Genomic DNA, 17,007 nt, shown 5'->3' with positions numbered 1-17,007 from the left:
CTAACTAAGTGAAGACGTAGAGTAGATACAAGTAGTAGAAACTACTGCTCAGTTATCAGGATATATTAGAACAATGTATTATTACCGACCATTTCCTATGGTTACAAAGTTAGTCGCAATTATTAACGTGATTACTGAAAATCGTAGTAGCGAGTTCGTTGGGAAGGACGACTAGGCTAAGTCGCGACGAATCTACAATCTTCTGAGCGCCTGAAATGGTGTTCTGTCTTTTACCGACGATTTCTTGGGCCACACAACGCGAAATTTAAAGTATTTTAAAGCCGTAGTCTCGATGGCAATCGATTGGGACACCCATTATACCTACTTCACTAATTTCGTAATTTATTAGTCTAACTTTTGACGTTATTTTCGGCGCCACTTAAAGTCTGGTACTGATAGCGCCCAGTATTTAAGTTTGCGGTCCTTACCACGGTATTATAGTTGTTTTTTTACGAGCGAGAACGATTTCGACGGGCACCACTAAAAGTTTTTATAAATAGTTCGTAGTTTTGACTTAAACTGACCATATTTTCGCTTCCTACCGGACTTTTAGTACGGCCTAAATTTTTCCCACTTAAAGTTAAATGACGGATAATACGTGGTCGGGGACAACTTCGCGCGTGATTTGCACCGCTGCCTAAAAATATAGGATACATGTCATTAGGTCCACAACATTTACATCGAAGTCTTACGTTTTTTAAATTAAACTTTCGTGGAGAAACGCCTCAGCTGGGTGACTGATTTTACCGTGCACCTAAAACAGACTTTTTGCGGCTACCGTGTATGAGACATCACGGCCTGTCTCTTCTCTAACTCGTACCTCGAAATTTAGGTTTTATATATTAACCGATGCAATTTCTAGGTTTACTGGGTCGTAAAAATTACGAACTTCCGAGACCGAGTAATTAAGAACTACCGTTTAATAAGGTATAGTTAATGCTACCGCGGTTGCCGTCCGGGGCATGATACGATCCAGCGTATCAGGTTACGCGTGTTCTGGGTTGGACGCCGCCGTTGGACCTATGTTATCTTGCAACACGATTTCTAGGATTTACAGTACTACTTCGTTTCAACGCGACGTTACACAGATTTCGTTAATCTGTTTCACGACGTAGTCTTTTCGATTAAGCGGTTATAAACCTATTGGGAGAATTGGCACTATTTCGGCGGCTGAACGCTTTAGCGCTAGTTTCGATACATAAAAAACGATTTCTTCTACCACCGGGAATACCAAGTCTTTTATAAAGAGAATGCGGTGTACGAAGTACACGTTGTCTAGTGTTCCATTAGGGACAACCTTACTCAAAATAGATATTAACGTTTTTTAGCTGAAGTACCACACAGCGAGTTCTGTGGCCACCGCGATAATACCCTCGAGTACACCTGCAGATATTCCCCCTCCCTCTAGTTCGACCACACCTTCGTTTAGTTGATTTAGTGAGTCCGAGTAATAAATATCGTGATGGTTTCGCACCTATTTTGAGTCTTTTGACGTAGATTTTGCCTTTACATCGGACCAACAAGCGTCGGTCCAACGTTGGCTTCGCAGTGTTATTAGATTCGGATTTAACATAGCAACTTTATGGGTAAAGAATTTAGTAGAAGTTTTAGTCAACCGGTTTATCAACGTATTGGCCATAACATGCAAAAACAATATAGACACCGAAATGTAGCTTACGATTGAAAAGGTTACTACTCTATTCCTAGAACTCGTATTAGTCAAAGTAGAAAGAGTCAGTTTAGCTTTAGTAAGAGTAGTATGGGTACAGCCCTTTCTTATAGAAATATTAGTAGATTTTCCAGTTGAAGGTATTAGAATGGAGGACTTTAATTTAATATCATGCATAGTTGACTAACAAACGTTTAATGAGAATACGTGGAGCGTTACTGTTGAGTATTAGTGTCGTTGTCGTCTCTTAACTGATAAATAACAAAACGCTTAGTATCGTCAATGGTTTACTTACCCTATTCGGCTCAACACTGAATAAAAACCATGAGGGATATAGGCCCGTTTAGGGCCCGCTCATAAAAAAGAAGTAAGTCCTATGCCCGTTAATCTTACCTATTCTTCTGCCCTTGGTTGTCGTCACAGGTGGTACTAGGTTCGCGTTCGCCACACGGCTATTTTTCTTTTTATCGTGGTTTTATGTAGCCCACTGCCTGCTGAGGTATGTCTGGGCGGCATTAATGAAAAACGGGGAGAAGTTGCGCTTATAACCGCCGCCGTATCCATAAATGAAAGCTATGTTCTATCTTTTGCATCTTACTTTTACGTTGGTTGTACAGTGGGTCCTAGCTTTATATGGTTCCATGATTGCTGGTCGGTTTTGCATGTAGTTCACCACCGTCTTGCTGTTCATGTTCTGTCCATTGTATTTCTCTTTTCTATTACTAAAAGACTCGCCCAAGGAAAAGTATGCTATACGGATGAAGCCATGCTGCGAATTCTTCTCGTCCTAGTACAAAACGATCTATATGTGACATACGTCGCCTAAGTTATGGTCAGTGGTGGTATATTTAGGTCGGAACGGTTATCAGGTCCCACGGGCGTCCTTATTTTTCCTCACGGTCATACTGTTCGCAGGGATGTCAACTTCTAGCTTAGTCAGCAAATACTTCTCACAAGTATAGATGAAAAAAAGCAGCATCAATAGAAAGTTAATATCTTGATTAGAGTAGAATGTAAATAGGGGAAAAGTTAAGGTGCAGAGCTTGACAGATGTAAAATGCCAGATCTACAAGGTAAAAAAAATTCTTATAGGTCATTTTATGCAAGCGGAAGTTTTGCTAGCTGTCGTAAATTACATTGAAATGTTATTTGAGGTAAAATACTAGATAAGAAGGTTGATATCTTTTCCATAATCTACCACAACCTATCATCAATTTGTCCTTTTCCATTGTTTTATTAGTAAGTCAATAATTATTATCCGATATAAATTTCAATGTATCTAGTTTTCCTTGACTATACCTTTTACATTGATTGTCACGTGAAGTAGGGCTGTGTTTTTAGTACGTCGTTGTATCTCCTACCAAAAATCCAAAACCTTAAGACGAGAACCAGAACCCACAATAACCAAATCCTTACCTATAGAAGAATTGGTATCAGTCGTACATAAAAAAGCGACGTAATGAGTACTAAAGTCCTAACAGCGTGAAACGACTACGCAAATTTGTATTTCTTACCTTTCCATGCCAAACCGTTTAAGAGTAACGTTATGAGATGGAATAACCGCGGCCGTAGCAGAATATACTAGGAAATAATCGCAGTTGATAGTAATGACGTAATGAGCGTACCTGCGAATAGCAATAGCCATAACAAGCGTAATCGTACAGGTATAGGAATGCCGTGTGGTTCCCCACCCCAACCTAGAATAAACGCCCCTATACGTGAAATTATGAACCATAGTACTAAAATAGTGTGACCGGTTACTCACCTAATACCCAGTAGCCTAACAAATAACGCTAACTATACTAATAGTCACCAACCTGAATGTATAAGTATCGTTAACGAAATGCGTTGTTCCGCATCAGATCAGTGAACGTTGGTCCTTATATGGATGAGAGTAAGAGGCGTTTTAATCAATCCAACTCAGTGCTGGGTTGGATTGAAATACTTGTGCGAGTTAGTATTCTTATTTGACATATGTTAATCTTTATTCTGAACACGGCGTCACTGTCAATCAGGCAAAACATAGTAACGAAACTGTAAAAGCGAAGGTCGTTTCGGGTAGCGTCGTTTGTATAACCGTGGTCCTATCCGTATTAATCAGTGTGCCCAGCGCTTCTAGTACGTGTTTCGCTTGCTATAGTACCCGTTAACGTAGACTTCCTGTGATCCTCTTTTTTCGACTACGTCGTAAAATTACCAACGAAGGCGTCGTGGGCCGTACGGTTTTCGTGGACACTTAGGTTAATTGTAGCTATTATACCCAAACGGGGGATTTAATTAATTCCCCCAATTATTAAGACAATTACGTTATTTAGGAGGGCGGACTACTTAATTTTGGTATTTTCCTAGTTTGTTTTATTTGTTTTTCTTCTCTACATCCGAAAAAACGTAGGGGAGTTGTTTGTTAAATTTTTGAACCTAATTTGAATTAACTGAGCGGTTAGGGCATTAGTCGCGATCTTTATTGTACTGTTTTTACTGTATCCACCAAAAACGGACTCGGTTATTTGGTATCTGCTGTGTGCGGTATTTTCTTTAATTCTTCTCGTTTCATCGGGCGAAAACAACAAATGACCCGCGTTTACCGAGACTTCATAGGAGTAGAAGTGTTCTAAGTAAGCGTATGAAAGCAACATTAGCCAATCGGTAGTGGGTGCATCATTAATTTCATTGGTTCCGGTGACCTTCTCTACGTATTTCTTCGTGGCAGTGTATTAAATCAGGACATTGTGGGTCATTGCGGTGCTGACCTCCTCGTTTTCCAGGTTCTTAATTTCGGAGAAGCCGACTTCGGACGTAATTGTGTCGGTTTGACCCCGCACTATCAGGTTGTCTTGGACGTTATCCCGCATTTGACCCTCGATTTTATCGATTGGGAGGACGGTTTCACGGTTCGTTTGGATGTTACTATTTTCTACTTTCATGTTACGGTTAAAATCGCGCAGCGACTCATAATTAGGGTTAGGGTATTTGTTGAACCACGTGGTTCCATACTGACTGGACTCATACGCAATTCTAGAGTGGATTCGGTACTGGGTCGTACTATTATTTTGGTTGATTCCGGTACTTACTCGGATTGCGTAATCGGTATCTCAAAGGCTACAGTTAACCCGACGAATCTAAGGTGTTTATCGGGTCAGGTTGTGTCTAACGCCAGCGCTAATTGCGTAGTTGTAACGCTTTATCGTAATGTCGTATTTCTTGTTATTATGGATTTGACCGATTGACTTACATTTTTCTGTAATTACCTAGTGAGGTTAGACTAAATTAGGGACCTTTTATGGAAGTTAAGGGTTTGGTCCAAACAGACTATTTTACTAAAATCGCGGTTCCGCAACGCGGGGTGGTTCATGTATTAACAGTGCTTAGTTTATTTATCCTAGTTCCAGACGTATCTTCTATAGGCCGAATGAATTTCGTTTTGACCGCTATCGTCGTTAAGGTTACCCACTAAGGTCGTACGTAGGTTGGTACTAAAAGTACACACGACTAAATCGTTATAATATCTAGCGAACGCGTAAGAGTTACGGTGGGCTAAAGTAATCGAATTATAACTGGGGTAGTGTGCGTAATTAAAAACGTTATAAGTCTCATAGAAGTCCCCTTTTTGTGCGGAGTAGCCGTTATTAGTCTGTCAGATGGACAAGCGATTATCGGAAATTCACGTCGTCTAGAACTCGTGCTTATCCAACAAGCTGGTTTCGTTATAAGTTTACGACAACGAAGTTACTGAGTTATTGGAAGTTCCGTAGCAGTATTCTGGTAGGGACTAAGCGTAGTTGTTCATTGCATTATCTTAGTGGATGGCGAACTGCTTAGCGTACCTGCGCGAACTACAGAAGTTAACCTAAATTAGGGTTAAAATAAAAATATCAAACCACGGGAACTAACTGCTCCAGTTGGCGTAGGACGTGGTAGCGTAGTTAGAGAAATTGCGAATAGCATTATGTGCTCGATTACGACAAGCATAATGGCGGGTCGTTAAATATTTCTCCATTCGGTGTTACAACCCGTTTATTTAGTACGTTACGCTATAGTTACCGGCGAAAACGGCTCCATAAGGAACGATACCGGACCAATAAGTAAACCTCATTATTTAAGTTAAGACTTTATGAAGCAGGTTAATTAACGCCTGGTTCTTACCAAAATTAACGTTTCTATTATCTAAGGCATGACAGAGGTCACTACCGTCCTCAACTTCGTCGACTTGGTATGGGGGTTAACGGTGATAGGCAAAATTAGTAATGGTGGTGTAGGAGTTGCGTAAGTCATGCAGAATGGCGTCAATATTTACCCGCTTAATTACCTTATCAATTAACGCGTTATACTTAGAGGTATTAGAAGTAGATTCGTGGAATAAATTTTTAAATAACGCAGAGTTTTATGTAAGAGAAAAAATCTAATTATCCCTATAAAATTACTATTAACTGGTTATATGGAACAAATTTTGACTTCTTTGTTCGTTGGTCTTAGATGTTAGAGTTTGAACTACTTACTCATATAAGAAATATTTAGTCCTGAATGCTTTTTAGGGTTCCAGCTCCGTTTTTTACAAAAATTACTCCCTCAAATCTATCTGATTTACTGGCTTAATTTTTGTAAAAAATTGTTTCTCTAACCCCAAAAAGCATTCAGGACATTTACACACAACGCCATACAAATACGCCTAAATCTACCTACGAAGGTTTTGGGAAACACGTGAAACTATCGGAGAAGAAGTATCTTCTCGTAGAATTAATTAGATTAGTACCTCCGGTTTGATTTTTTGAACTCCAAGTTCAAATTTTATTAGATTATAGTCGCTCAATGAGTTGTTACAGGACAACATCTCAGTTAGTCAATTCCTCGTAGTACTAACAATAGAAGCAGGTACCAACCTCACAGTGTGTATGGTTATGAATACCCCTCGAAGGGGTTACCGAACGTTCAGTCTCGTTTTTGCCATGCGACCTATAGGCCCAACCGTTATAAATAGAGCCCGTGATGTAGTCGAAACTGCTATGCTATTGCCAACTGCTATATCGGGCACGTAACCTACTCCGTAATGCACTACTTTAACGACTATTCGACGCTCTACCCCTCGCAAAACGAACATAATGCGTGAGATGGCCACCGGGGTAACATGCTTTTACCTACCTAAATATGAAATTCTTATTAGAACGCTTTACAGGGAACTCGGTAGAATAGTACGACCGGGGATGGTTGGTGCCGAGACGAGAACGTGTTGAACCATTTAGAGCCGATCCGGCATATTTCTCAAAAAAACTTCCACAACTTGGACCCGTTGCACATGAACTAACCGAACTCGAGCCTTCGCTATACTCGACCGTTGAATTACTTTCAACCGAACTAATGCTAACGTGTCGAATACCATAGATAAGGAAACATGAATGGCCGGTCTTTTAACTAGCGGTTGAAATACTACGTGAATTGAGGATGTGCCCCCTTCGACCCAGACTACCTCACCATGCGCACCGCCGATGGTTATACTTAATATCAGACAACTTTGATGTAGTCCTCCCTTTATTGCCACTTTTAGAACGTAAGAGGGTTTACTATGCCAGTTTTGGTTACCGTAAACCCCAAGAAGGACCCGAAAGCGTAAGGCCATTTTTATAGCCTTAGTAGGCATCACAATGATACCGGTTACGGCGGTGAGTAGGGTGCCGTTATACCCAAGACGCTACGGACGTTCATTTTTTAGGACGGAGAATATTATGTAATCATGTTCTCGAGCTATTCTAATGATTTCTTTGAGTCTTGTTACTCGTATTTCTTAGTCACTTGTGCGAATAGAAATTCGCGCTTATATAGTGGTTAGCGATGAGGTACTAATAAAAGGCCGAATAACTACTGGCCCCGTTAGTAGAACAGCTAATACTAGAGATAAATTGACGACCAGGGTTTATATCGCTCGTCCGTGAAGGATGTCCCAAGAAGCATCTAGCGGTTTTTTTGAACTTATTAGCTCCTTTTGAGTGAATAAAAGAATTGATGCTGTAGTACCTCCGTCCCTAATTATGCGGGTTTTACTTTCCATTAGACCCTAATGCATAATTCCGTATGGGACTCAGTTCATTGGTTCGGGAGCGGATAATATCCAACGAACTAAAAGTAAGGAGCGAATGGCTGTACTTGTTTTAATAAGTAGGTTTACTTTGTCATTACCAACTTTAGTGCGAAGTCGCGGCTCATCTATTCCGTCAGAGCGCCTAGTGATTATTGGAATGGGGGCGTTTTTAGTCACGTTTTGGCTGACCGTTTTTCCATCTAACTGTAATAAAGACAAACTCATAAGCATATAGTTTTTTCGCTTCGGACCAACGAACGTTGGACCGATACCTGACGAATTAGATAATGACTTTTTCCGGGTTTATGAGGAGAAGTCATTTCCGAAAATTGCCGAGTAAACGTAGTCTGAGTACCTTATAACTAACTCGAGCACCTCGTTGGTAAAAGCAAACGAGTACTCAACAATCTCTTGAAACAGAGGGCCATTATTTCCCTATACCGTCACCGAGTCCGAAACCTTGTTGCCAGAAAAGGAAGTATTCTTAACGTCCTATGCCATCGCCAAGTCCAAACCCTTGTTAGCACAAAAGTGATAACTTACTTCTACGCGTGCTTCCAAAAACTATCCCAGGTCAACCTTAGGTAACGCCGCCCTTCTTGTGACCTCGACAAGACGAAACAACGAAATTTTCTATTCAGACTAAGGAATTAACTTGAAAACGTAGGGTAAGTCGTATCTAAAATAGATGTCGTCAACGAGCAACAACGCGGACAAATAGTCGTTCTGGAGCGGAATGGTTTAGTAACTGATCTCTCTGTACTTAACCGAATGGTATGTAAACAAGATTTATTAAGGGACTTCGGTTATTTTATCCGGGGAGTGTGTGGTCTCATTACACAAGTGATAATTAATGGTTGCCACAAAGAAAAACAAAGGAAAAAAGCAGTAGAGATTAAAAACGAAGGTCGTAAAATCGTTAGAATACTAAGCATGTAGGTATCCGTCATTTGTATCGTACGGGAACTACTCCGAACCGTCCATTGGTTTCATGTAATTTTAATAGTGGTCCATTCTTATCAGGTAATTTTAATATCCGACGAAAATAAACTCGTGAGGGGAATAAGGAAAATCATATACTTCATCGTGGGTCCATAAGAAGGCTTTTTAGTTAATTGAGACTGAGGAGTTAAACAAGTCCACTATATGCGAATTAACAATCACTTAGAAATGACCATAAATGATATTAATTTGCCCGTGCACTTAATAGTAGAACGGGGTAGAAACTGAACATATATATCTTGCTAAATAAAGGCTTAAACAGAAGGCCTACTTGGAGGACTTGAAAGGGCAGTTTTATAGAAAGATTTTTGAAGTAACTACGTTGTTGTATTTAAGGTACACAAAGATCTATTATAAGGCTACTATTCCTAAGAACGAGAAGATATAGGTTGAGGTATCCTATCAGGTAGAACTTACGACTGAAATATAAAAGGTCGTAGACCAATCGGAGAAGACCGCATTACGTAAGTATTTGTGTGTCTATTAGTAGGAGTAGCTTACCTCTAGACCTAAGTGAATGCGAGGTAAAACAATAAAGTTCCAAATATGGTTACTGGTTGTAGTCAAAGTACATAATAGGAGAATAATAAACCTAAAATTAAGCATCAATTGGAGATTTTGATCAGAATTCTCCCGATTTTACTTAACCAATCTTGTAGTTGACGGTTTTCTGAATGTAAACTTGTGGTTTCGGAGTTTATATAGTCTATTTTATTAAATACCTGTTGTATTAATCCGAACCTATCGTTAGTCCCTTACGAACGATTTTTAATTACTTAAATATTTCATCTAATATTATGAACTGGAACGGCGTTGCAATTGGGAATAACACAGAGAACACCGAATTCTCCTTATGGTATACTTCATGTGTTAATTTGTTTATCGCTTCGAAAGACCATATTCGTGGGCCTGAAACGCGAAAATACTACTTTAACCAAATAATTTCGGACGTAAGATACCACTATTAGTTATAGCAATAATAGTCCTTCTCGTCAATGAAAATGAAGTTGTTTAAGACAAAAAAGCACTTGAACTCAAAGGAGAATTGCTGTAATTCCTTTAAAACTCGACGTTACTAAAGCTATTTTATTTTAGCAATGTCGTTGTTTTTAGGAGTAACGTCAGATTACAACTCGCTTGTGTTTGTGAGTATGTCTGCTAACTATTTTGGTAAAGGGTAAATTCTCCTGTTATATTTTACTTATAGCTTCTTTACAAACTCCCTAAACTGGGGTAGTTTGTTGTTCTTGTACTTTTTATAGACCAACTTCGCCCGCATTACAGTGTCGTTGTTTAACTACTGTCAACCCGTTTTCAAAGAGTAACCTTTTTTGGACTAACCCTCTGTAAATTTCGAAGACCTCTCGTTAATTTAGAACGTGAACGATTACGTCAATTTGTTCCGGAATTATATCTTAGTTTCCTTCATGTCCTGGAATAAGTTGTCGTGATACTGACCCAGTTTTTAACAACCTGCGGTTGGTTTCTATGAATAAATCCCGAACCCGTTTGAATAGAGTTGGTAGGACTAAAAGCACTAAAGAAATTAGCAATAGTAGGACTAAACCAGCTCAAAAACTGACGCCGCTACCTTCACAAACGTTTTGCGTTAAACAGAATTTAACCTAACGGATGGTGTTCCATCCGTTAGAAATTCCATTTTAGTCGTAGCTACGTCACCCAATATAAAATTCTAGTTCCTTTTTGTCTCATGAAAATTAAAAAGCCTCTCTTTGGTAAAGGACAAAAAAGTCAACCTAGCAAGGGTTTTGTAAAGACGTTGTTACTTTCTTTTATAAGTTCCTTGTATTTTACAAGTTTTTTCCTACCGAAAACATGTTAGAATTTTCTACAGCACGTTAGGACGAAGTAGAAAAGTGGTTTCTGAAATTCATATAATACGTTTAGGGGTAGAACTATTTAACCCGCCGGTAGTTCTTATGGAACGTTTAGAAAATATTGTGCGAGGTACGAAGAAAGTAGTGCTCAATTCGCTGTTGAGAATACTGATTATGAACCTCGTTTTTATGAAGAACTAAGTGGTTTTATTTTTAACCGCTGCAGGAACGGCATTCATAATTTACTAACCGCACGTATTGCGAAGTTGTTTATGTCTCGTAAGAGTATTAATAATGGTTTGGGACGTAGGACGGTTCGAACAGCGGTTATTCGATTCGGAAATGGTGAGTATAATTTGTTTAACAGGTTTATCATAATACCAACATAATATAACCTTAATATTTATCTAACAGTTTTGAGCTAAAACACGAACATCTTAAAATATCGGTAATAGTGACCGCTCTTACCGACGGTTCAACTACATCAAGGTAAAATTGATACGTCAACAAGATTAAAGACGTGTAGCAAAACGAACAGTACCTACCTAAAGTCTTAAAGAGATTAAAATCCTAGGACGGATGTAAAATCATTCATGCTGCAGTAAACGTACGTAGGTTCTATATGACCCAACTTATAATCCAGTACGAGAATTAACCCGCTTTTTGCAGAATGTAGTATACAGTCATTAGATTTTATTAGCATACTGTATATTTTGAGAGGTAATAAGGGGTACAATGAGGGGGTTCTCAATGCATCCCAATTATTAGGCCACACAAAGAATGGCATTAATAGTTGTCGTTGGCGTAATAGTAGCATTGGTCATTACTAGTAAGGTACCCGGCGAACATATAAACTATTTGGGTAATTGTGTAGACTCCACTAATTGGTTCATAGCAAGAACCAAAATATTAAAGGTTGTCGTGGTTGTTGTGGATACAGTTCTGCGCCATCGTACTAGCGTTTTTGTCTAGCCAGCGGGCTCGCTTCGCGAAGAAAATGAAGTAAATTACAGGTCCTTCTTGACTAAGAGGTTATCTATAAACTGGTTAAGTGATAGAATGGCTTCTAATCGAGTAAGTAACACGACATAAGAAACCCTAGATATTTTCAGAGTCCAAAGAATAAGCTTACTAACCCCATGAGTCAGTTTGGTGGTGTAGGATGTCAACAAACAAAAAGAAACAAGTGTTGAGGTATGACAAGTTAGACTAAATAATGACGTTATCCTATTAACGGTAGGGTTGGCGAGTCTCGTATAGGTATAAAAAGATTCATTAACGGATCGACATTTACTGTTTCAACTGATTACATTAGGGGAACAGGTTAGTGCCGCAGTTCGCGCGGTCAATACCGTTTACACTACGTACAAGGTACACCGGGAACTAGGTCTTGTCCTTGTACTAAGTATCGGTTAACTTGGTAAAATCCTCAAAGCCGTAGATCGTTACTTTCACTTCAGACTCTTACTAGACACCGCTATAGAAAATACGCAGAGTGGTCGTCAAAAAATCGGAGCAGTCTATTGAGTTAAAATTCGTCAACTTACTGGAAACATAATAAATCAGGTGACATTAAACTTCTTCTAAGCCGCCATCCAACATAACATACAAAATAACTCGGTTATTGTACGTGTAGTGGTCTTTACCGGGGAAATTAATAGTTTTTTCAATTTTATCGGTGAACATAATCCCTATAATATTAAGAGCGACCGAAGTATTATTAGCTGAGAAACTTTGTTTTAATCCTCGGCTAATAAAAGAAAATAATTAGTTAAACGTTGTATACAAATTTTACGGAACTTTATGTATAAAAACTCACCTAAAAACACAACCCAGTTTTACGTAGTTGGAACATAGAGGTGAAACAATACGCCGATATTGTAGTATCTATCAGGATGGGTATGTTGATAGTCAATTATTAAACCGATGTTGTAATTATTTATTATGTGTGTAAGACACAATTCGAACTGAATATATACTTTTTTGCTCAAACCAGTACTATTTTTAACCCGTTAAATTATTTAACTTTTACCATGCCCTTCGAGGAAAACCTCATATAGAAGTTCCTCCTCTCACCCCCCTTTAAAATAATGGGTTATTTAGCCAGGGATTTCCGCGAAACCAACCACTACATGACCTACAAAAACAGATAAAACTAAGTCTGCTGTTTTAATATCGTTGTTGGTCCGTAGGAGAACGGTTTGATCCGTCGACACGTAAAAATTTTCATTAACTACATTTAGGACATCCTCGAAAAGAACTAACCCCTAATCTATTCCTAAATAACCACGGGTTTGGTCTTGTTGTGGCCGGGTACCTTTAACCATTTAGAATAGAACAAATAAATTTCGTTCTATTAGTCCCTGCGTAATAACGTTCGAGTTTTTAGCTAATAAAAAACCTATTCTGTTGTCGATTGAAATTCGGTCCACTCCTTCAATCAAATGAATAACGTCTCTCATGTGGCGAACCTTCTTTTCATTAATAGTTGCTGTCAGTGACCCCTAATTAGGTACGTCCACTATAAAAAGTTTGTAATTAAATACCGGTTTTTTACTTTCCCATGTAATTTTTCCATGCACTACTACCGTTTTAACTATAATGAAACTCTGTTTATCCCGTTTTGTGATAATTACTTAATCGCGTCGCGTAATATAGGTTCTAACTTGTTAGGCCACCAAAAAACCGAAATGTACTATTTTCGAGAGGACGTCTTTAAGTCGTCCGTAAACGGCTCTCATTTTTTTTAAAATTTTCACGTAACCCTGTTGAAATATTTGCGCCAAACTAACTATAACTTCTCTTGCCTTAAGCAAATGTCTGTTATCTTTTCTTCGCAATTATTTTTTAGAAATAATTAAAAAAAACATTATTTTAGTCGATCCCCGACAACGTTAAGTAGAGCGCCCTACATCCGTCACTCTACGTCGAACTCAAGGGAATCGGCTAGTAACTTCGTTAACTTATATAAAAGAACGTACCAATAGAGGAGCTTCGTTATATAACTTTGGAAAACATCCTTTAGAGGATAAAATCTATTCTAAATAACTCAAATAATTTTAAATTAGATATATATTTTCATTCTATAGTTCTAGATCGGATATCTTAAATCTCAGATAAGCTTGACCGAGCTATAATGTAACCTCTCATTCGTACCTACGTAGATTTAAAACATTCGTAACACCTTTATTGGATTGTGTTCTACGGGTCAAAACATCATTTACGCCGCGTAGATATCTTCGTCTAAGAAGAAAGAGAGTCTGTGTTTTCGGTATGTGGCCGTTTCTTTCAAGAGTCTTTAGGGGGTAAGAACATGAGTAAAATCCAAATAAAAATCCTCAAAATCCCTAAGTAGCTTAAATACATCCTTTTTATTGATGGCCGAATAATTACGAGGAATGTCATCCTCCTGAACCGTATACCATAAATTAGCTAAATGAAGAAAATCAATGATTGTTTAAACTTCTATTTTTACCGTTGAACTAAGTTGATTGTTTTTTAGGTAGAGGTAATTTTTTTCGTTACTACTATTAACCCTAATAACCGCGGACCAAAAATGAGAAACAACCATGCCATAAACGCTAACATAACAAAGAATGTTCACCGAACTAAATGAGGTAACTAGTAGTCGAATCACGTAATTTTAGACCATTACAACTTTTTCGTATGAGGATATGAAGTTTTCTGAAGGTTTTTCGCTGGAGAGAAAGACTAAAATTTTTTAAATATTTAGTCATAGGAAGTAATTGCTTATTACTCTCGCGTAAAAAATTACTTGCTTAGTAACTTTTATTATATCCTAAACAATTTCCTTGGGACTGCCGTTTTCTACCGCGTTTCTGTGGTTAACTTATAGCGAATTATACCCTTCTACCTCGTACCTTCTAAAATTTATAATTCCATTCAATATGACCCCGTCCTTATCTATATCTAGTATTTTTTAAGTGAGGTGGTTTGAATAGCTGTAGACTCCTTAAATGTACCCACTTAAAGCTATTATTTTTGTCATCTATGAGGGATTTTATAGGATCATTGACCCTTATATAATTTGGTCCTTTTCCTTGACAAGTGAAATTTCCATTTTTTCCGTGACTAAGAATGTTGTGTTGTTAATGGTAGGTCTGCGACAACTGGTTTTTTTTATTTCCTTGTATGAGTTGGTAAGTTCTTAATTTTCTACTAAATTTTAGAGTCTAAAAACGCTTATGGTTTCTGGGATTCAATAATGTTGTTCCTCTCTATTTAGACGGGGTTTTAGGATTCTCTAAAGTACCTCTTAAGAACCAAAAATGAATGTTTATATTTTTATTTCTTAAATTCGTTTACATATATTAGAAGAATTCCCTACTACCTAATCGAAAAATATGGACCTCGATACGAAGTGGTTATTTTGTTATACTTTTTCTAGAGAGATGGCGGTTCCCCTACAAACTCAGTACCTAATAATTGATTCTTTCCAATTTTCCTTATCGTTATTCTTATTTTTTCGACGAAAGAGTCCAGTGATAAGGAAAAGATATAACACATTTTGAGTACGATTTATCTCGCAAAGAACGATTAGTGGTGTCGGAACTTGTGTTGATAGAGCACATAGTCTCGTCAAATTATACGTTAGCCATAAGGGTAGCGTAGGAAACCATGTTGAAAATCTCAACTGAAGCGTAAAACGAAACGTACGTAGTAGTCGTTGACGGTTTAATGATTTCGGTTATCATTAATGACGAGGGTCGTTCTACCATGTTTAAAATAAGGTACTGAATAGGTATTGTACGAGGAAGTGATAAAAAAGCACAGTTAAATTTTAAATCCGATTTAAAATTAAAAAATAAGTAACGACGCAATTACGTAGCGTAACTCTGTTGGAACTGTCGTCCGAAACTAAACGAGAAAATCCCAACGTAGTGAGCGACAGCTCCACTGAGGATCTGGTGTTGGTCGTTCCGTAACTTCTTATAGAAATGAGTTGGGAGCGCATCATAGGAAGCTTTGCGTTAATAGTTGTGTCGGAAATAAAGGAAATGTTCGACGGTATGTAACACTGTCCACCAGTTGTAAATGGCTACGTCGGACTCGAAGACATTTTTACTTCGTACTTCTTTAATTTTCACAATTATGATAGCTGGTTTACAAGAAAAATACGTAAAGATAAGGAGGAACTTCAAATTGGTAGTACCAATTTATATCTTGTAAAATCGCTAAAAACTGAAAATTGCGTAAATCCGTGTGAACGAGTGCGGTGAATATAACGTGAAGAAAAATATTCCAAAACTCAGGAAGGAGTTACTATCTTTCAGGTTAAAGGTTTAGAAAATAGAGACAGCTTTCTCCGTATTCCTCCGCTTAATGTAAAGGTATAGGAGGCGTCGATTCTTAATGGTCAGGTGCGAGATTTGTTTTAGAACAATTAGACAGGCGGTAAAGAAATAAACCATGGAAGCATGAGAATAGAAGGTGGTCAAGCTCGCGGACGTATTGTGGATTTGGTGCTTGTAGTGGATGATAAAATATAAAAAGAAATTTAGGTCTTTCGGACCTTACTTCATGAAAACTTTCTGAGCGTTGTACTGCGTTTTCGGGAAGGAGAAGTTTCTAAAACTTATGAAGTTCTCGACGACGTGTTGAGTCACCTAAAGGCGGTTTCCAAGGTGGGTTGGGTGGGTGGTAACGTCGTAGGTAGTAAAGTCGAAAAGGACAATGTGGTCGTTAGTGACAAGGTGGTGGGTTGGGGAAACGACAGTCGCATTCTAGTCCGAGGTGCGGGTAACAAAAGTAACGTTTATCTAAAGGACATGCTGGTTTTGGACTAACTTAAAGTAGCCGCTACTTTTGTTAAAACAAACGTCTTGTTTTGAGCGCTTCGAAAACATTTTTACCTTGACCCTTAACATACTTAGGGGGAAGGGGATTGTGCCCAAGATTTTAGTGACGTCGCCATAAAAGTTGTGGGTGTGCGTTTAATTGCTCAAGTCTTTTTAGCAACTTTGTAAGAAGCTGTGTTAAAAAAGGGACGGTTGCTATGAGTATACCTTACCCTCGTGCTATTTGGAGACTTTCTTTACCTGGTTTAGGTACGAATATCCCAAATAAGAAACGCCATTCACGGTATCGGTACATTCATGCTGGTACCATTCGTACTAGTTTTGTTTAGTGCCGAACGAAAGGTCATATCCGTGCTCGTTGAAATTAGCGTAAAAGATGTCGGAGTCGAGGGCTTAAGTTATCCTAACTAAAAAAAAGCTTTGTTGGCCCTCACACTATTAAATTAAAAAGTGTGTGGAACTATATCGGAAGTATTCCTTCTTATAATTTTGAGCACACGTACTTAAATAGTTGGACACGGAACTGACGTAACTGGTCGCATAGCCCTGTCACGGGACATAAGTGGTGTGGTTAAGGTCTACTCTTTAGGTTCTTATGTAAAGGTAGAT

This window comes from Legionella qingyii (assembly GCF_003184185.1).
Note: the sequence above shows the minus strand (reverse complement) of the source record.